An 18,076-nucleotide genomic window follows, 5' to 3' on the forward strand; every position below is an offset into this window, starting at 1 on the left:
CCGTGGGGGTCGTCCTTCCGGGGACGGCCCCCACAGTCATGACCAGGCACTTCGGGAACCCGCAGACACCGCCACCGAGGTGAACCTTGTGCTAACGGAGGTGCGCGAGCCGCCGACATACGGCAAGATCACACGAAGATATCGGCGAACACGGCGAGTCTCCCCCGTCAAGGCGGCGCGCCGGATTACGTTGTACTCGGCGAGGTGAGCCATCCGGGAGGCCATGATGCGTGCGTTGCGAGTCATCGGGCTCGAAGACGACGGCAAGTCCGTCATCCTCGAGGACCCGGATCGCGGCGAGCGCTTCGTGCTCCCCGCCGACGAACGGCTGCGCGCGGCGGCACGCGGCGACCTCACCCGACTCGGCCAGATCGAGATCGAGGTCGAGAGCCAGATGCGGCCCCGCGAGATCCAGGCCCGCATCCGCGCGGGTGAGTCCGTCGCCCAGGTGGCGGCGGCGGCGGGCCTGCCCGCCCACCGCGTCGAGCGCTACGCCTACCCCGTCCTGCTGGAGCGCTCCCGCACCGCCGACCTGGCCCAGCGCGCCCACCCCGTCCGCGAGGACGGCCCGGACGTGCAGACCCTCGGCGAGGTCGTCGCGCACTCCTTCGGCCTCCGGGGCCAGGAGTACGCCGACGTCAGCTGGGACTCGTGGCGGGGCGAGGACGGCCGCTGGGTCGTGCAGCTCCACTGGACCGCGGGCCGGTCGGACAACCTGGCGCACTGGGCGTTCCACCCGGGTGCCCAGGGCGGCACGGTGACCGCGCTGGACGACGGCGCCATGGAACTCATGGACCCGAACCCGAACCGGACCCTGCGCACGGTCCGCCCGGTGACCCAACTGGCCCGCCAGGCCCTGGAGCTGGAGAAGCAGCAGGAACCGGAAATCCTCGCCCGCGAGGACCCGGCCCCACCGCCCCCTCCGCCACCGGTCCAGGAACCCCAACCGACCCCGGACCCCGCCCCGACCGCCGAGGAGCCGACCCCAGCGCCGGCCCCGGCCCCGCCACAACCGGCAGCGGGCTCCAAGCAGCAACCGCCCCGCAAGGACCCACCACCCAAGCGCGGCAAGAAGAACCACCCGATCGTGCCGTCTTGGGAAGACGTCCTCCTGGGCGTCCGCTCCACCCGAGGCTGACCCACACGCACAACCCCACGAAGGCCCCCGCAGCCACCGACTGCCGGGGGCCTTCGCCTTCCCCACCCCCATACCTGCCCCCACACCCACCCTCAACGGACCCGCCACCCTCCCCCAGGCCCGATTTGACATGGGTTCGGGTGCTTTAGGCTGGTCGAAGCCGGACAGGCTTGGCGGACGCTCTTCCCGCCAGGCCTGCCCGGCTTTGGCCTGCCCGGAGCGCCCGTAAGGGCCCCATGTCACATCGAGCCGAACTCGACCACCCATCCCCGCCCCACCCCACCCCCGCACCACCCCACCCACCCCCGAACTGACCGTCGTCAACCGGGCTTGACCACCACCCCACCCGGGTAACCACCCGCCATGCTGGGACGACTGGTCGTCGGCGCCGTATTAGGCGCCGGTCTGGGCGCGGCCTGGTGGGGCCTGCGCGAACTCATCGCATCCGGAAGGGTCTGCTCGACCGAGGACTGGGACTGCCTGGCCATGGGCCTGTTCGCCATGCCGATCAGCATGGTCGCGGGCGTGCTGGTCGCCTGGGTCGCCCTCAGAGCCGCCCACCAGGACCGTCCGCTCGGTTACGCCGCCGTGGGCGTCACGTTCACCGCCATTCTCACCCTGCTCACCGTCTGGGTCTCGATCCCGGCCGGGTCCGTCGCCGCGGGTGCGCTCGGCTTCGTCCTGGCCGCCCCGGTGACAGCGAGGCACCCGGTCGGCCACACTTCCGCCCGTGACTGACACGCCGCGCCCTTCACGCCTCACCGCGGGCGGCTTCGCGTTCAAGGTGCTCTTGCGCGTCGTGGTGTCGGCCGTCCTCGGTTCCGCGCTGCTCGTCGCCTGGGTCTGGGCGTACCGCAGCGGAGTCCTCGACCGGGTGGTGAACGAGACCACCCTGAGCGAGTTCATCCTGCTGGTCGTGGTCGGCCTGCCGATCGCGCTGGTGTTCAGCGCCCTGGTCGCCGGCCCGGTGCTCTGGCTGCTGAAGGTCCGCCCGGTGTGGCCGATCATCCTGCTCGGCCCGATCGTCCTGGGCCTCGCGCACTACTTCGAGGCGCCGGAGCGGCTCGCCCCGGTCGGCGACCGGTGGACGGTCCTGATCCTCCTCGCCGGCGCGAGCTACGGCCTCGCGGGCCTGGTCACCGCCCCGGCCATCCTGCGTCGCCGCAAGAAGTAGACCTTCACCCGGGCACGGCGTCGAGCACCTGCACCTCCACCCCTTCGAACCGGCACCAGTCCTCCGCCTCCTCCCGGCTGACCGGCTTCGCCCCTTCGGGTCGGGTGCCGCCGACCACGTCCCACCCGTCGGGTGCGAGCACGTACAGCCTCCCGCCGCTCACCGCCAACAGCCGGCCTCGGGGGAATGCCATAGTCGGTTCCGCACGGAGATACCGCACATCCACCTTGACCTCCACCTAGCTCCAGCTTGCAGGGTCGAAGACGCGAAAACAGGATGCCGATTGTCGGTCCACCTTCGTAACGTCATGGTGGACCGGAGGGGGACTCGTGTCGGAAGACCGTACTTCCACAGCCGCGACTCTGCGCAGGCTGTGGCCGTACCTCAAGCCCGTCCGCACGCCCGTGGTGCTGGCGATGGCCGCCACCATGCTGGCGATGACGTGCGGCCTGGGCATCCCGCTGATCACCCAACGCATCGTGGACGGCCCGATCGCCGGCCGCGACCTGGACGCGTTGCCGCTGCTCATCGGCGTCATCGTGCTGCTCGGCTGCGCCGAGGCCGCGCTGTTCTACGCCCGCCGCAAGCTGATCGCCGGACCGGCGTCGGACGTCGAGGCGCGGATGCGGGCCGAGCTGTACCACCACCTGCAAGACCTGCAGGTGGCCTTCCACGACCGCTACCAGTCGGGGCAGCTGCTGTCCCGCGCCACCACCGACCTGACCCAGGTGCGGCGGTTCGTCGGCTTCGCCGTGATCTTCCTGGTGGTCAACAGCCTGGTCGTGCTGACCGGGCTGGGCGTGCTGTTCTGGCTGTCGCCGACGTTCGGCCTGATCGTGCTGGTGACCACGTTGCCGCTGGTCGCCCTGTCCTACTTGTTCGAGACGAAGTTCAAGGTGGTGGCCCGCCGCGCGCAGGACCAGTCGGGTGACCTCACCACCGTGGTCGAGGAGTCGGTCCTCGGCATCCGCGTGCTCAAGGCCTTCGGCCGCGGCCCTCACCTGACGAAGCGGTTCGTCCGGCAGGCGCGGGAGCTGCGCGACACCGAGGTCACGAAGGTCCGGATCTTCGCCGCGCTGTGGGCCGTGCTGATCGTGCTGCCCGAGCTGGGCATCGCCGGTCAGCTGGCGTTCGGCTCGATGGGCATCGCCGACGGCACCGTCACGGTCGGCACGCTCGTCGCCGCCGTCACGGTCAGCGCCTACCTGCGCTGGCCGGTCGACTCGATCGGGTGGTTGTTGGCGGAGACCAACTCGACCGCCTCCGCCTTGGAGCGGTACTTCGAGGTGACCGACACCGCGATCACCGTGACGGCGCCCGCCACCCCGAAGCCGCTGGCCTCGCCCGTGCGGGGGCACGTCCGCTTCGAGGGTGTCCGCTACCACCACCCCGGCTCGGACGACGAGGTGCTGCGTGGCGTCGACCTGGACATCCGGCCGGGTGAGACGGTGGCCCTCGTCGGCGCCACCGGCTCCGGCAAGACCACGGTCACCGCGCTCGTGCCCCGGCTGGCCGACGTCACGGCGGGCCGGATCACGCTCGACGGCGTCGACGTGCGCGAGCTCGACCTGTCCGACCTCCGCCGGGTCGTGGGCACGGCGTTCGAGGAGCCGATCCTGTTCTCCGCGAGCGTCACCGAGAACGTGGCCCTCGGCTCGAAGGACGTCAGCGAGGAACGGGTCCGCGAAGCCTTGAAGGTGGCCCGCGCCGAGGACTTCGTCGACGCCCTCCCGTGGGGGCTGGACACCCGGATCGGCGAGCAGGGCCTGTCCCTGTCGGGCGGTCAGCGCCAACGGCTCGCCCTCGCCCGCGCGGTCGCCGGCCACCCGGCCGTGCTCGTCCTGGACGACCCGCTGTCCGCGCTGGACGTGCACACCGAGGCCGAGGTCGAAGCCGCGCTGCGCCGCGTGCTCAAGGACGTCACGGCGCTCGTGGTCGCGCACCGCCCGAGCACCGTGCAGCTGGCCGACCGGGTGGCGATGCTGGTCGACGGCCGGATCGCGGCCACCGGCACGCACGCGCAGCTGCTGGCGGACAACGAGGAGTACCGCAACCTCCTGTCCACCTCGGAGGACGAGGAGGTGGCGGCGTGACCAGCGCACCCGACCAACCCGGCCCGACCCACCCGAACCCGACCCACCCGAACCCGATCCACCCCGACCCGATCCACCCCGACCCGATCCACCCCGAGGAGTCCTGGCGCGGCGTCGCCGCCGAGGACGTGGAAGACCTCGACCACGCCACCGGCGTCAAGCTCCAGGCCCGCTCCCGCCGCCTGCTCGGCGAGTTGATCCGCCCGCACACGAGGGCCGCGATCCTGGCCCTGGTGATCGTGATCGCGGAGAACGTGGTCAACCTGGCCGGCCCGCTCCTCATCGCCGCCGCCATCGACACCGGCATCCCGGCGGCGCTCGACGGCCGCCCGGACGCCCTGGCCTGGTGCGTCGGCGGCTACGTCGCCGCCGCGATCTCCGCGACGCTGCTGCGCTGGTCGTTCGTCCGCCTGACGGGTCGGATCGGCCAGGACATCCTGCTCGTCCTGCGCGAACGCGTCTTCCGGCACGCCCAACGCCTGTCCGTCTCGTTCCACGAGAAGTACACGTCCGGCAAGGTCATCTCCCGCCTGACCAGCGATGTCGACTCCCTGCAGGACCTGGTCGAGGAGGGTCTGGACGGCTTCTTCAGCTCGATGCTGTCCCTGCTGGGCATCTCGGTCGTGCTGCTCTACCTGGACGTCCCGCTGGCGCTCGTCGTGCTGTCGGGCTTCCTGCCGCTGATCCTGCTCACCCGGTGGTTCCGCCGCCGTTCCGGCCGGGCCTACCGCCACACCCGCGGCGCCATCGCGAAGATCATCGTGCAGTTCGTGGAGACCATGAACGGCATCCGCGCGGTGCAGGCGTTCCGGCGCGAGCGGCGCAACGAGAAGATCATGGGCGAGCTGAACACCCGGTTCCGCGACGCCAACACCGACGCGATGGGTGTGATGGCCGCGTTCACGTCACTCGTCCGGGTGATCGGGAACCTGTCGCTGGCGGTGATCCTCGCCTGGGGCGCGTTCCGCGTGGCGGGCGGGCAGCTCGAACTGGGCGTGCTGGCCGCGTTCACGCTGTACGTGCGGCGGTTCTACGACCCGTTCGACCAGCTCGCCATGTTCGCCAACGCCTACGCCTCGGCCACCGCCGCGTTGGAGAAGATCTCCGGGCTGCTGGAGGAGGAGCCGCAGGTCCGCGAACCGGAGGAACCGACCCCCCTCGGCGACGTCCAGGGCGCGGTCCGGTTCGACGGCGTCGAGTTCCGCTACTCCGACTCCACGCCGGTCGTGCTGCCGCCGTTCGACCTGACCGTGCCCGCCGGGCAGACCGTGGCGCTGGTCGGCGCGACCGGTGCGGGCAAGTCCACGCTGGCCAAGCTCGTGGCCCGGTTCTACGACCCGTCCGCGGGTGCGGTGCGGCTGGACGGGGTCGACCTGCGGTCCGTCGCGGACGTCGAGCTGCGGCGCGCGGTGGTCATGGTGACGCAGGAGAACTTCCTGTTCGACGGGTCGGTGCTGGACAACATCGCGCTGGGCAGGCCGTCCGCGACCCGGGAGGAGGTCGAGGCGGCGGCACGGGCGGTCGGCGCGGAGGACTTCATCCGGGCGCTGCCCGAGGGCTACGACACCGACGTGCGCAAGCGCGGCGGGCGGCTCTCGGCCGGGCAGCGGCAGATGGTGGCGTTCGCGCGGGCGTTCCTGGCCGACCCGGCGGTGCTGGTGCTGGACGAGGCGACGTCCAGCCTGGACGTGCCGACCGAGCGCGCGGTGCAGGGCGCGCTGGAGACCGTGCTGGCGGAGCGGACCGCGTTCATCATCGCCCACCGGCTCTCCACCGTGCTGATCGCCGACCGGGTCCTGGTGCTCGAAGGCGGCCGGGTGGTGGAGGACGGCACGCCGGAGGAGCTGATCGGCGGGCGCGGCCGGTTCGCCGCGCTGCACAACGCCTGGCGGGACTCGCTGGCGTGAGCGCTCGCCCCGCGAACCCCTACAGGAGGGTCGTCAGCAGCAACGACAACCAGGCCGCCAGCACACCGGCCACCACGCCGTACGCGACCCACCGCCACACCGGCACCTTCCGCGCCAGCCACACCGACGGGGTGATGCCGCCGACCACAAGGGCGTTCGCCAGCAACGCGAGCCACTGGCTGGTCTCGCCCAACCCGACCGACAGCGTGTAGACGGTGAACGTCACCACGGCAGCCACGATGAAGCTGACCGTGAGCCCGGTGCCCCAGGGGGTTTCCTCCTGGGGCACCGGCTCCCCGTCCGCGTCCTCGACCACGTCACCGGGCTCGCCGGTCTCCCCGGCTTCGCCGGTCCCGCCCGGCTCGCCGGACTCGGCGGGCGGAACGTCCACGACGACCAGCTCACCGGTCACGGGATCGGTGTACTCCACCGGTGTGCCCATCTCAGCCGCCAACCTTCCCGCCAGTTGTCGTCCCCGCCTGGTCACGAGGGCGCTCGCGACACCGTCGGAGGGCGCGTCGGACCGCGTGACCGCGTCGGCCACCTTCGCCCACTCGTGCAACGCGTCGGCGAGGCCGGCGCCGAGCGGGAGGGTGCGCGGGTCGACTTCCCGCTCGCCCGCGTCGTCGCGGCCCGCGAGCACGGCCCGACCGTCCTGGACCCGCAGTTCCACCTGCGTCCTCCTCTGCTCGGTGAGAACGTATCGCGTTCAGGCGATCGCGTAGAAGGCGATCGCGGCCGCGGTCGCGACGTTCAGCGAGTCGACACCGTCCGCCATCGGGATGCGGACCGCGACGTCGGCCGCCGCGATGGCCTCGTCCGTCAGGCCCGGCCCTTCCGATCCGAGCAGGACAGCGACCTTGCGGCCGCGCAGCCCGGCGTCGGGCAGGTTCGCCGAACCGGCCCTCGGCGTGAGCGCGGCGACCGTGAAACCGTTGTGGCGCAGCAGCTCGAACGCTTCGGTCAGGTTCGGCGCCGAGGCGAACGGCACGCGCAGCACGTGACCCATCGAGACGCGGACGCTGCGCCGGTACAGCGGGTCGCTGCACCCCGGGCCGAGCAGCACGCCGTCGATGCCGAGCGCGGCGGCGTTGCGGAACAGCGAGCCCAGGTTCTCGTGGTCGCCGACGCCCTCCAGCACCGCGAGCCGCCGTGACGACGCGACCAGCTCGGCCACGTCCGGCTGGGGCGCCCGGTCGGCGGCGGCCAGCACGCCCCGGTTGAGGTGGAACCCGACGACCTCGGCCATGACCTCGGCGGACGTGACGTAGGCGGGCGCGGGGAGGTCGCCGAGCGCTTCCACCCTCCGCCGCACGCCGAGCAGCCCGCGCACCGGGTAGGGCGAGTCGAGGAGCCGTTCGACCACCACGACGCCCTCGGCGATCACCAGGCCCCGCCCGCCGGGTCGGTCGGGTCGCCGGTCGGCCGTCGACAGGTCCCGGAAGTCGTCCAGCCGCGGGTCCGCCGGGTCGTCGATCTCGATCACGCGAGCAGTGTCCCACTTGTCGACAGGTGAACACCCCTCGTAGATCGTATGCCGCAGCAGCAAGCCGCCAACCAGCACATTCTTGCTGATTGTTACTGCTGTGTGACAGAGAGCACCGATTTGGGCGCTGGCGGGCAGATGCTTGCTGTGTCACGGTTGGCCTCCGCTAAGCCCGCCGGAGCAGCCCTACCGATTGGGAGGCGGCATGGGTACGGATGTGTCCAGTCGGACGTTCACCAGAGAGGACCGCCGGCGCTACCGCCAGCGCATGCAGCGGTGCATGGACGCGCTGGGAACCATGCTGGCAGAGGAGAGCTTCTCCTTCCCGAGGCAGCAGATGGGGCTGGAGATCGAGCTGAACCTGGTCGACGGCGTCGGCAAGCCCGCGATGGCCAACTCCGAGGTGCTGGAGAAGATCGACGACCCCTCGTTCACGCTGGAGCTCGGTCAGCACAACCTGGAGGTCAACGTCCCGCCGCGCGAGCTGGCCGGTGACGAGACGCTGGAGCTGGAGCGGGAGCTGGTCTCCACGCTCGCGGCGGCGGACGTGAAGGCGCACGACGCCGGCACGTCGATCGTCATGATCGGGGTGCTGCCGACGTTGCGGCACGAGCACTTCGACCGGCGGTGGCTGTCGCAGCAGGCGCGGTACACGACGTTGAACGACCAGATCCTCGCCGCCCGCGGCGAGGAGGTCGTGCTGTCGATGGAGGGCTCGCCCCTGCCCGGACGGGCCGGCGAGCGGTTGTCCAGCTACGCCGAGTCCATCATGCCGGAGGCGGCCTGCACGTCCGTGCAGCTGCACCTGCAGGTGGCGCCGGACGACTTCGCGGCGCACTGGAACGCGGCGCAGGCGTTGGCCGGCGTGCAGGTGGCGATCGCGGCGAACTCGCCGTTCCTGCTCGGGCGGGCGCTGTGGCACGAGACCCGGGTGCCGCTGTTCCTCCAGGCCACGGACACCCGGTCGCAGGAGCTGAAGAACCAGGGCGTCCGGCCGCGGGTGTGGTTCGGCGAGCGGTGGATCACGTCGATCTTCGACCTGTTCGAGGAGAACGTGCGGTACTTCCCGGCGCTGCTGCCGGAGACCGGCGACGAGGACCCGCTGGACGTGCTCGGCGCGGGCGGGACGCCGTCGTTGACGGAGTTGCGGCTGCACAACGGCACCGTGTGGCGCTGGAACCGGCCGGTCTACGACGTGGTGGACGAGGTGCCGCACCTGCGCGTGGAGAACCGCGTGCTGCCGGCCGGGCCGACGGTGCTCGACACGATGGCGAACGCCGCCTTCTTCTACGGCGCGCAGCGGGCACTGACCACTTTGGAACGTCCTCTGTGGACCCAGATGTCGTTCCACGCGGCGGAGGAGAACCTGTACGCCGGTTCCCGGCACGGGATGGGGTCGCAGCTGTACTGGCCGGGCATCGGCTGGGTGCCGCCGGACGAGCTCGTCCTGCGCCGCCTCCTGCCCCTGGCCCACGAGGGGTTGCAGGCGTGCGGCGTGTCCGACGAGGCGCGTGAGCGCTACCTGGGCGTGATCGAGGCCCGGTGCCTGGCGCGGCGCACGGGCTCCCTGTGGCAACGCGAGACGGTGGCGCTGCTGGAGGAACGGGGCGCCGACCGCGACACCGCGCTGAGCGCGATGCTGGGCCGCTACGTCGAGCTTTCCCACGCCGGCGAACCGGTCCACACCTGGCCCGTGGGCCTGTGACCACCACGTGCCCGCCGCGCCCGGGTGCGGCGGGCACGTGCGCCTCGCGCAGCCCGGACGTGTGATGTTCGGGGCGCGGGCAGCGACTCAAGGGGCATGAGAAGCACGCCACGCCGTCACCCCACAGGCGGCAAGCTCCGGACGCGCCCCCAGTCCCCGACCGCCACCACTCGCGCCCCGGACCTCCCAGCCGCTCCCGCGCCACCCGCCGACGCCCCGGCACCCGCACCACCTGCCGCTCCCGCGCCTGCCTCGAAGGCACAGGCCGTCAGCGCCGTGATCACCGCTCTCACCGCGAGCGGCGCGCTGGTCTTCACCGGGTTCTCCCTGAACGCCACCCAGAAGCAGGTCGCCCTCTCCGAGCAGGGCCAGTACACCGACCGCTACACCAAGGCCGTCGAGCAGCTCGACCAGACCGGACCCGAGCGCCTGCAAACCCGGCTCGGCGGGATCTACGCCCTGCAACGCCTCGCCGCGGACTCGCCTCGCGACCAGCCCACCATCGTCAACGTCCTGGGCACCTTCATCAGCTCCACCGTCCACCGCGCCGACCCGGCCGCCGACATCCGCTGCCCCGATCGGATCGCGCCGGACATCCAAGCCGCCTTCACCGTGCTGACCACCCGCGACCACGCCCACGACACCGACACCACACCACCCGCCGAGGGCCAACTGGACCTGCGCGGCGCCTGCCTCGCGCGCGGCAGGTTCGTCGGCGCGGACCTGCGCGGGACGGACCTCACGCGGGCCACGCTGAAGTGGACCGATCTCACTCGCGCGCGGGCGGACCACGCGGACCTGACCGAGGTCGACCTGACCGGTGCGACGCTGGACGGCGCGAACCTGAGCACGGCCCGCCTGCCCCGAGCGCACCTCGGCGGCGCGCAGATGAGCGAGACCTACCTCGTGAGCGCGAAGCTGACCGGCGCGGACCTGCGCTCGGCGAACCTGGTCCAAGCCGACCTGGGCTCGGCGACCCTCACCGGCGCGAGCTTCGGCGAAGCGGTCCTGATCGGCGCGGACCCGGGCAGAGCCGACCTCACCGCGGCGGACCTGAGCGGGGCGAGGCTGGACGGCGCGGACCTGACAGGCGCACGGCTGCACGGGGCCCGGTTGGTCGGCGCGTCGCACGACGGCACCCGCGTCGAGCTCACCACCACCGACCACACCACCACGGGCCGCTGGTGGTGAGCCGGTCCACGACCACACGCACCCACGACCCGCGACCCACGACGCGCGATCCGGCCTGGAGCCCGGAGTCCCGGCACATCGTCGAAGCCGAGCGTCGCGGCAGGGTTCAGGCCGAGCGCCGCGCCTTCATTCTTCCGGCAACGCTTTCGCCCGTGCCATTGATCCCCGAGCCCACGCGATTCGCGCGTTCGGGTGATCTTCACAGCGCCCTGTCAGCACCGCCGACAGCGCGGCACCACCACATCAACCCAGGTCAGCGACGACGGCCGGACTTGAGCGGGGCGACGTCGGCGCCGTCGTGGGAGCTGCGGCACTCGTCGGGGGTCACCGCCTCGACCGCCAGGGTCAGCATGCCCTTCACGCCCGTGTAGATGCTCTCGCCCGCCGACGCCAGCGACGTGTGCACCCGGTTCGAGTCGGAGAAGTCCCGCTCGTCCTTCGTGCGCTTCTTCCCGGCCTCCTCGGGCTTGGTGGCGCTGCGCAGGTTGACCTCCAGCCACGCGGCGACCTCGGTCGGCGTGGTCAGGACCTCTTCCGGCGTGCGCTCCAACCGCTCGGCGCGCGGGGAGGCGTGGTCGAGCGAAGTGTGCTCCACGTACGCGTGCCAGTGCGTGCTGCGCAGTGACCACGTCTGCTCGACCGGCCAGTCCTCCTCGGTGCCCATGCGCCTATCTTGCCAGGGTCCGCACGTCCAAGGTGTGGTCAACCCCCACAGCCGACGCCATCCTCCGGTCGTGGGTGACGAGCAGCAGCGTGCCCCCGTAACCCTCCAGCGCCTGTTCCAACTGCTCGATGGCCGCCACGTCGAGGTGGTTGGTCGGCTCGTCCAGCACCAGGCACGTCGTCCCCCTGGCCTGCAGCACCGCCAACCCGGCCCTGGTCCGCTCGCCCGGTGAGAGCGAGCGGGCCGGTCGCAGCACGGCGTCCGCGCCGACCCGGAACTTCGCCAGCAACGTCCGCGCCTCCACGTCCGCCAGCCCGGTCAGCCCGGTCACCACCTCCAGCACGGTCGACGGCACGGCGAAGTCCGCGCGCACCTGGTCGACCTCGCCCACCACCACGCCCGGCCCCTGGCTCCGATCACCGGACGCCAGCGGCAGGCGGCCCAGCAGGGCGCCCAGCAGCGTCGACTTGCCCGACCCGTTCGGCCCGGTGATCCGCCACCGCTCCCCCGCGCCGACGGTGAGGTCGACCGGCCCGAGCGTGACGTCGCCCCGACGCACCACGGCCCCGCGCAACGTGAACGCGACCTGGCTGCCCCGTCCCGCGCTGGGCAACGTCAACCGCAGCTCCCACGGCTCGCGCGGCTCGTCGACCTCGTCCAGCCGCGCCAACTGGCGCTCCGCGACGGACGCCTTGGCGGTCAGGTTCTCCGCGCCCTGCTTGCGGGCGGCTTTGATGTTCTTGTCGCTCTCGTCCGACTTCGCGTTGCGCCGCACGCCCTGCCGCGACCACTCCCTCGTCTGCCGGGCCCGCTGCGTCAACGCGTCCCGCTTCGCCGTGAAGGCGTCGTACTCCTCCCACGCCCGTTCCCGGGCGCGGGCCTGCTCCCGCACGTACGCGTCCCACCCGCCGCCGAACACGCTCACCGCGTGGCTGAACTCGTCCAGCTCGGCGATGGCGGTCGTGGTGCGGGCCAGGAACTCGCGGTCGTGGCTGACCATGACCATCCCGGCACGGCTGCGCAGCACGTGCGACTCCAGGATCTCCAGCCCGGCCAGGTCGAGGTCGTTGGTCGGCTCGTCGAGCAGCAGCACGTCGGCGGTCGTCAGCAGCACGGCCGCCAGCCGCAGCCGCGCCGACTGCCCGCCGGACAGCTCACCTGATCCGCGCTCGCCCGCACCGCGCTCGTCCAGCAGCGTCGCCGGCAGCCCGAGCCGTTCGCACGCCTCCTCCGCGCGTTCCGCGAAGTCCGCCGCGCCGGACGCGGTCCACACGTCGAACGCCCGCGCGTAGCCGTCTTCCGCTCCTGGCGCGCCTTGGCTCAGCGCCTCGGTCGCCGCTTCGAACGCGCGCTGCGCCGCCGCGACCCCCGTGCGCCGGGCCAGGTGGTCGCGCAACGACTCGCCCGGCCGGATCTCCGTCTCCTGGGTCAGGTGGGCGACGAGACCGCGCACGGTCACCGCGCCGGAATCCGGGGTCAGCTCACCGGCCAGCACGCGCAGCAGCGTCGACTTGCCGACGCCGTTCGGCGCGACCAGACCTATGCGTTCACCTGCGGGAACATCGAGGTCCACCTCCGAGAGCACGGTCCGCGGGCCGAACGACAGCGTGACGTTCCTGGCTGTCAGCACCGCCCGATCGTGGCACGCCCACCTCCGATCGGCACCCGACTTTCCACCGCGCCACCACCGCGCCACCACCGCTCCGCCGCCGCTCCGCCACAACACCCGCCGCGGCGGCGACCTCCGGACCCGGCGCACGACGAGGCCCCACCCACCCGGCGGTACGACCGGGAGGCGGGGCCTCGTCTGTTCCCGAACTGACTGCCGCTCCCACCACGAAGCGACGACGCTTAGGTTAGCCTAACTTCACCGGTCGCACCAGTCCTGCGCACGAGACCGCGGGCGACGAGTTCCACGACCACCGCGATCGCCACCGCCTCGACCGCCAGCAGCCCCAGCAGCACGACGAGCTGCAACGCGCCCGCCTGCCACACCGGCGCGCCGCCCAGCAGCATCCCCACGAACGCGCCGGGCAACGTCACCAGGCCGACCGTCCGGGTCTGGTCCAGCGCCGGCACCAACGCCTCGGCCGCCGGCCCCCGCACCAGCTCGCGCACCGCCACCGGTTCGGTGAAGCCCAGCGCCAACGCGGCCTCGAACTCGCCGTGCCGGTCCCGCAGCGTGTCCAACGTCCGCCGCACGGACAACGTGGTGGCGGTCATCGCCCCACCGATCAGGATTCCGCCGACCGGCACCAGCGCGATCCCCCGCACCGGCACCAGTCCGCTCACCACCAGCGCCGCGAGAGCCGGCGCCGCCCCGCCGAGGATCGCCACGCCCACCCACGCGCCACGCCGTCCGGTCTTCGTGCGGGCCGCCGACGTCCCCGTGGCCACGGCCGCCATCAGCACCAGGAACGCCGCCGTCCACGGCAACGACGCCAGCACCGCGGTGATCACCGCCGACACCGCGGCCAGCTGCGCCGCCGCCCGCACGGCCGCCCGGACCACGGGCCGGGGAGACGCCAACCGGGCCCACCGCACCACCGCGCCCGCGACCGCGGTGAAGATCAGGCAGACGACGAGCAGCCGGACCCAGTCCGTCGCGATGACCACGAGCCCATTGTCAGGCGCGGGCCCGGCGGCGCAGGCCCAAGCGGTGCGTCGGCAGCTTCACGCCGCCCCGCCGGGCCAGCACGATCCCGCCGACCACGGCCGCCAGGATCGACACCACGCCGCCGACGACCAGCGGCGCGCGTGCGGTGAAGTGCTCGGCCAGCCAGCCCATCACCGGGCCGCCCACCGGGTTGCCGCCCAGGAACACCAGCATGTACAGGCCCATGACCCGGCCGCGCATCGCGGGCGACACACCCAGTTGCACGGTCGCGTTGGCGGTCGTCGTGAACGTCATCATGGCGATGCCGACGGGGATCAGCGCCAGCCCGGCCAGCCACATCGTGGGCATCAGCCCGACCACGACCTCCAGCACGCCGAACGCCAGCGCGCCCAGGATCAGCAGCCGCAGCCGGGGTTTGCCGCGCGCGCTGCGCTTGGCCGCCAGGGTCGCGCCGGCCAGCGTGCCGACCGCGAGCATCGTCGACAGCAGGCCGTAGGCGGACGCGTCGCCGCCGAACGTGTTGCGCGCCAGCACGGCCAGCGTGACGTAGAAGTTCAGCCCGAACGTGCTGATGAAGAACACCAGGAACATCAGGATCACCAGGTCGGGGCGCTTGCGCACGTACCGCAGGCCTTCCCGCAGCTGGCCCTTCTCGCGCGGCACGGGGTCGCCGCGGTGCAGTTCGGCGGCGCGCATCAGCAGCAGCCCGGCCAGCACGCCGAGGAAGCTGATCGCGTTGATCAGGAACACCCAGCCGGTGCCCACGAAGATGATCATCACGCCGGCGACGGCCGGTCCGACCATCCGGGCCAGGTTGAACGTCATGGCGTTCAGCGCCACCGCGTTGGTGAGCTGGTCGCGGCCGACCATCTCGACCACGAAGCTCTGCCGCACGGGCGTCTCCACCGCGGACACCGCGCCGAGCAGCAGGCACAGCAGGTAGACGTGCCACAGCTGGACCACGCCGGTGACGTCGAGCAGGCCGAGCGTCAGCGCGCAGAGCCCCAGACCGGTCTCCAGCACCAGCAGCAGCTTGCGCTTGTCCATCCGGTCGGCGAGCACGCCCGCCCACAGCGACAGCACCAGCGTGGGCGCGAACTGGAGCGCGGCGGCGATGCCGAGGGCGACCGGTGAGCCGTCGGACAGCTCCAGCACCAGCCAGTCCTGCGCGACGCGCTGCATCCACAGCCCGACGAGCGAGACGACCTGACCGGAGGCGTAGAGGCGGTAGTTGCGCACGCGCAACGAGCCGAACATGCGCCGACGTGGCGGGGGTGCGGCTGGGTTGCGTTCGACCTGGTCCGTCTCTGCCCCACCCGCGTACGCCGGCACTTCGTTACTGCCCCGCCATCCTGTCGATTATCCCGGCGGCGCGCGACAGCACGCCCCGCTCCTCCGGGGTCAGCTCGGCCAGCCGCTTGTCCAGCCAGGCCTCCCGCGCGGACACCTCTTCGTTGATGTAGCTCAGCCCCGTCTCGCTCAGCTCCACGATGGCCTGCCGGCCGTCGGTGGGGTGGGGGCGGCGCGTGGCGAACCCGTACTCCTCCAGGGCGGCGATCACCCTGGTCATCGACGGTGGCTGGACGCCTTCCCTGGCGGCCAGCTCGCCCGGCGTCAGGGGTCCGCACTTGTGCAACGTCGACAGCGCGGACACCTGGGTGAGCGAGATCGCGGAGTTCACCCGCTGCGCGCGGAGCCTGCGGTTGAGCCGGACGACGGCCAGTCGCAGCCGACTCGCCAGTCCCGCTTCAGCCTCGGTCTCCACCACGTAGTTAGCATACCTCACGATCTCGGCGTCCGTCCCTGTGAAGTTGCCCATCCCCTGCCCGCCCCCGCCCGTCCTCAGCCCGCGAACGCGGCCTGGATCGGCCCGATCGCGAAGTACACGACGAAGGCCGCCGCCACGATCCACATCAGCGGGTGCACGCTGCGCGCACGCCCCGTGAGCGCCCGCAACACCACGTAGCTGACGAAGCCCGCGCCGATGCCGTTCGCGATCGAGTACGTGAACGGCATGACCACGATGGTGAGGAACGCGGGCAGGCCGACGGAGAAGTCGGCGAAGTCGATCTCCTTGATCTGCATGATCATCAGCGCGCCGACGACGACCAGCGCGGGCGCCGCCGCCTCGATCGGCACCACCGCGTACAGCGGCGTGAGGAACATGGCGGCGAGGAACAGCAGGCCGGTGACGATGTTCGCCAACCCGGTCCGCGCGCCCTCCGCGATGCCGGACGCCGACTCGATGAAGACGGTGTTGGACGACGAGGACGCCGCACCGCCCGCGACCGCGCCCACGCCGTCCACGAACAACGCCTTCGACACGCCCGGCAACTGGCCGTCCTTGCCGATGAGCCCGGCTTCCTTGCCCAGGCCGGTCATCGTGCCGACGGTGTCGAAGAAGTCGGTGAGCACCAGCGTGAACACCAGCAGCGCGGCGGTCAGCGCGGGCACCCGCGTCCACGCGCCGAACGACACGTCGCCCAGCAGCGAGAGGTCGGGCAGCCCGAACACCTGCTCCGGCAGGCCGGGGTAGCCGAGGTTCCAGCCGGCCGGGTTGGTGCCCTTCGACGGGCCGGCCTTGACGATCGCCTCGATCACGACGGACAGCACGGTCGCCGCCAGCACGCCGATCAGGATCGCGCCCTTGACCTTGCGCGCGACCAGGATGCCGGTGACCACCAGGCCGACCACGAACACGAAGGTGGGCCACGACGCGATCGACCCGTTGATGCCGAGCCCGACCGGCACGGTGGTGCCCGCCGCGTCCGGCACCCGGCGCACGAACCCGGCGTCGACCAGGCCGATGAAGCAGATGAACAACCCGATGCCGACCGCGATGGCCGCCTTCAGCTCCGCCGGCACCGCGTTGAACACGGCCGTGCGGACGCCGGTGACGACCAGCAGCAGCACCACCAGGCCGTTGACCACGACCAGGCCCATCGCCTCCGGCCACGACATCTGCGGCACGATCGTGACGGCCACGAACGAGTTGATGCCCAGGCCCGTGGCCAGCGCGAACGGGTAGTTGGCGACGAGTCCGAAGAGGATCGTCATCACCCCCGCCACCAGCGCCGTCACCGCCGCGACCTGCGGGATGGTGAGGATGTTGCCGAGCACGTCGACCTTGGCGGAGGGGTCGTCGGCGGCGAAGCTGCCCAGGATCAGCGGGTTCAGCACGACGATGTAGGCCATGGTCACGAACGTGACGAGCCCACCGCGCACCTCCCGGCCGACCGAGGAGCCGCGTTCGGAGATCTTGAAGAACCCGTCCAGCCTGGACCGCGCCGGCGTCGGCGGGGTCGGCGTCTGACCGGCGGGTGTCCCGGCGGGTGTCTCGGCGGGTGTCTCGGCGGTGGCCATCTCATCTCCTCGATCGGTGGTGCGGAGCAGGCAGAGCGTGCCCTACTCGTGTTTCAGGCGGGTAGCCTGCCCGACGTGGCCGAACAGGACTCGACACCCCTCCCTCCCCCACCCCCGCTCCCCCCACGCCTGGCCGACCCCGTGCCCGCGATCGTGGCGGGGACGGCCCTGTGGCTGCTGGCGCTGGTCGGGGTGCTGCTGTTCGCGCGGGACCACACCGTCCTGCTCTGGACGTGCCTGTCCGGCGGCCTGCTGGGCCTCATCGGCTACGGCATCTTCACCTGGCAACGCTCCGCCGCCCGCCGAGGCAGCCGCACCGCCCAGCAGGGCCAAGGCCTGGAGTGAGCCCAATCCTCGGCTGACACCCGCCGCCTGACACCCCGCCGCGCCCGACATCCGCCGGCGCATCCGACATCCGCCGGCGCACCCGGCACCCGCTTGCGCACCCGGCACCGGCTGCTCACCGACGCCGCCCGGTACCGGCCGCCGCCACCGCCTGCCGACCGCGACCCACCCCGCGCCACCGACCGCCCCCGGGACGGCCCGGTTCACCGTCGACCGCGGTCCCGGCTCGGCTCCGCGGGCTGCCCGTCAGCTCGCACCGGCCGACGTGCACCAGTCGACGTGCACCAGTCGACGTGCACCAGTCGACGTGCACCGGCCGAGGGTGGCGAACCCCGAGGGCTCGGCTGACACTGAGGGCCGGGGCGCCGCGCCTCCCTCTTTTCCGGCAACAAA

At 72.1% G+C, this 18,076-nt stretch carries 17 protein-coding genes; 8 read left to right on the plus strand and 9 right to left on the minus strand.

What is annotated here, in order from left to right:
* Nucleotides 1–226: 226 nt before the first annotated feature.
* The 3 genes from sepH to EDD40_RS20365 all read left to right on the plus strand — a co-directional run bounded on the left by sepH (nt 227) and on the right by EDD40_RS20365 (nt 2,312).
* Nucleotides 227–1,138 (plus strand): septation protein SepH, encoded by a 912-nt coding sequence (gene sepH, locus EDD40_RS20355; protein WP_123748160.1) that lies wholly within the window; start codon nt 227–229, stop codon nt 1,136–1,138.
* A 363-nt stretch (nt 1,139–1,501) separates the two neighbouring features.
* On the plus strand, nt 1,502–1,876 hold the full coding sequence (locus EDD40_RS20360) for a hypothetical protein (protein ID WP_123744336.1): 375 nt from the start codon (nt 1,502–1,504) through the stop codon (nt 1,874–1,876).
* Nucleotides 1,869–2,312 carry a hypothetical protein gene (locus tag EDD40_RS20365; protein ID WP_123744337.1) on the plus strand — a complete coding sequence of 148 codons (444 nt, stop codon included), beginning with the start codon at nt 1,869–1,871 and terminating at the stop codon, nt 2,310–2,312. Before EDD40_RS20360 ends, EDD40_RS20365 begins: the two co-directional genes overlap by 8 nt.
* A gap of 4 nt (nt 2,313–2,316) precedes the next feature.
* Here the strand turns inward: EDD40_RS20365 and EDD40_RS20370 are convergent, their stop codons facing one another.
* A complete protein-coding gene (locus EDD40_RS20370; RefSeq protein ID WP_246037745.1) occupies nt 2,317–2,505 on the minus strand; it encodes a hypothetical protein in 189 nt (62 codons plus the stop codon).
* A 136-nt stretch (nt 2,506–2,641) separates the two neighbouring features.
* Between EDD40_RS20370 and EDD40_RS20375 the strand changes: the two genes are divergently transcribed.
* Together EDD40_RS20375 and EDD40_RS20380 are read left to right on the plus strand one after the other, a co-directional pair.
* Complete coding sequence (locus EDD40_RS20375; protein WP_123744338.1) at nt 2,642–4,405, plus strand: ABC transporter ATP-binding protein; 1,764 nt, start codon at nt 2,642–2,644, stop codon at nt 4,403–4,405.
* Nucleotides 4,402–6,312, plus strand: coding sequence for an ABC transporter ATP-binding protein (locus tag EDD40_RS20380; RefSeq protein ID WP_211348213.1), 1,911 nt, complete (start codon nt 4,402–4,404; stop codon nt 6,310–6,312). The genes EDD40_RS20375 and EDD40_RS20380 overlap by 4 nt, the downstream gene beginning before the upstream one ends.
* A 19-nt stretch (nt 6,313–6,331) precedes the next feature.
* Here the strand turns inward: EDD40_RS20380 and EDD40_RS20385 are convergent, their stop codons facing one another.
* Both EDD40_RS20385 and EDD40_RS20390 read right to left on the minus strand, forming a co-directional pair.
* On the minus strand, nt 6,332–6,985 hold the full coding sequence (locus EDD40_RS20385) for a DUF2537 domain-containing protein (protein WP_123744339.1): 654 nt from the start codon (nt 6,983–6,985) through the stop codon (nt 6,332–6,334).
* Between the two features lie 36 nt (nt 6,986–7,021).
* Nucleotides 7,022–7,798 carry a TrmH family RNA methyltransferase gene (locus tag EDD40_RS20390; protein WP_246037746.1) on the minus strand — a complete coding sequence of 259 codons (777 nt, stop codon included), beginning with the start codon at nt 7,796–7,798 and terminating at the stop codon, nt 7,022–7,024.
* A gap of 205 nt (nt 7,799–8,003) precedes the next feature.
* Here EDD40_RS20390 and EDD40_RS20395 point away from each other — a divergent pair, with 205 nt between their 5' ends.
* Both EDD40_RS20395 and EDD40_RS20400 read left to right on the plus strand, forming a co-directional pair.
* A complete protein-coding gene (locus tag EDD40_RS20395) occupies nt 8,004–9,503 on the plus strand; it encodes a glutamate-cysteine ligase family protein (protein ID WP_123744340.1) in 1,500 nt (499 codons plus the stop codon).
* Between the two features lie 276 nt (nt 9,504–9,779).
* Complete coding sequence (locus EDD40_RS20400) at nt 9,780–10,694, plus strand: pentapeptide repeat-containing protein (RefSeq protein WP_123744341.1); 915 nt, start codon at nt 9,780–9,782, stop codon at nt 10,692–10,694.
* A gap of 253 nt (nt 10,695–10,947) precedes the next feature.
* Here the strand turns inward: EDD40_RS20400 and EDD40_RS20405 are convergent, their stop codons facing one another.
* The 6 genes from EDD40_RS20405 to EDD40_RS20430 all read right to left on the minus strand — a co-directional run bounded on the left by EDD40_RS20405 (nt 10,948) and on the right by EDD40_RS20430 (nt 17,338).
* Complete coding sequence (locus EDD40_RS20405; protein ID WP_123744342.1) at nt 10,948–11,358, minus strand: hypothetical protein; 411 nt, start codon at nt 11,356–11,358, stop codon at nt 10,948–10,950.
* Nucleotides 11,359–11,362: 4 nt separating this feature from the next.
* The gene (locus EDD40_RS20410) at nt 11,363–12,988 is read right to left on the minus strand and encodes an ABC-F family ATP-binding cassette domain-containing protein (RefSeq protein ID WP_123744343.1); all 1,626 of its coding nucleotides are present in this window, start codon (nt 12,986–12,988) and stop codon (nt 11,363–11,365) included.
* A 221-nt stretch (nt 12,989–13,209) separates the two neighbouring features.
* On the minus strand, nt 13,210–13,974 hold the full coding sequence (locus tag EDD40_RS20415) for an ABC transporter permease (protein WP_246037747.1): 765 nt from the start codon (nt 13,972–13,974) through the stop codon (nt 13,210–13,212).
* A 10-nt stretch (nt 13,975–13,984) separates the two neighbouring features.
* Nucleotides 13,985–15,232: an MFS transporter gene (locus tag EDD40_RS20420; protein WP_170185148.1), complete on the minus strand. Its 1,248-nt coding sequence runs from the start codon at nt 15,230–15,232 to the stop codon at nt 13,985–13,987.
* Between the two features lie 79 nt (nt 15,233–15,311).
* A complete protein-coding gene (locus tag EDD40_RS20425; RefSeq protein WP_201438344.1) occupies nt 15,312–15,761 on the minus strand; it encodes a MarR family winged helix-turn-helix transcriptional regulator in 450 nt (149 codons plus the stop codon).
* A 56-nt stretch (nt 15,762–15,817) separates the two neighbouring features.
* Complete coding sequence (locus tag EDD40_RS20430) at nt 15,818–17,338, minus strand: NCS2 family permease (protein WP_123744345.1); 1,521 nt, start codon at nt 17,336–17,338, stop codon at nt 15,818–15,820.
* Nucleotides 17,339–17,413: 75 nt separating this feature from the next.
* On the opposite strand from EDD40_RS20430, the gene EDD40_RS20435 reads away from it, so the two are divergent.
* Nucleotides 17,414–17,683: a DUF2530 domain-containing protein gene (locus EDD40_RS20435; protein ID WP_123744346.1), complete on the plus strand. Its 270-nt coding sequence runs from the start codon at nt 17,414–17,416 to the stop codon at nt 17,681–17,683.
* Nucleotides 17,684–18,076 lie beyond the last annotated feature (393 nt).

It is taken from the genome of Saccharothrix texasensis, from assembly GCF_003752005.1.
Taxonomy (GTDB): Bacteria; Actinomycetota; Actinomycetes; order Mycobacteriales; family Pseudonocardiaceae; genus Actinosynnema; species Actinosynnema texasense.

Coding starts and splice junctions, on each gene's coding strand:
- EDD40_RS20420 (WP_170185148.1), bottom strand. CDS start 15,232: ATGTTCGGCTCGTTGCGCGTGCGCAACTACCGCCTCTACGCCTCCGGT.
- EDD40_RS20405 (WP_123744342.1), bottom strand. CDS start 11,358: ATGGGCACCGAGGAGGACTGGCCGGTCGAGCAGACGTGGTCACTGCGC.
- EDD40_RS20370 (WP_246037745.1), bottom strand. CDS start 2,505: ATGGCATTCCCCCGAGGCCGGCTGTTGGCGGTGAGCGGCGGGAGGCTG.
- sepH (WP_123748160.1), top strand. CDS start 227: ATGCGTGCGTTGCGAGTCATCGGGCTCGAAGACGACGGCAAGTCCGTC.
- EDD40_RS20360 (WP_123744336.1), top strand. CDS start 1,502: ATGCTGGGACGACTGGTCGTCGGCGCCGTATTAGGCGCCGGTCTGGGC.
- EDD40_RS20430 (WP_123744345.1), bottom strand. CDS start 17,338: ATGGCCACCGCCGAGACACCCGCCGAGACACCCGCCGGGACACCCGCC.
- EDD40_RS20395 (WP_123744340.1), top strand. CDS start 8,004: ATGGGTACGGATGTGTCCAGTCGGACGTTCACCAGAGAGGACCGCCGG.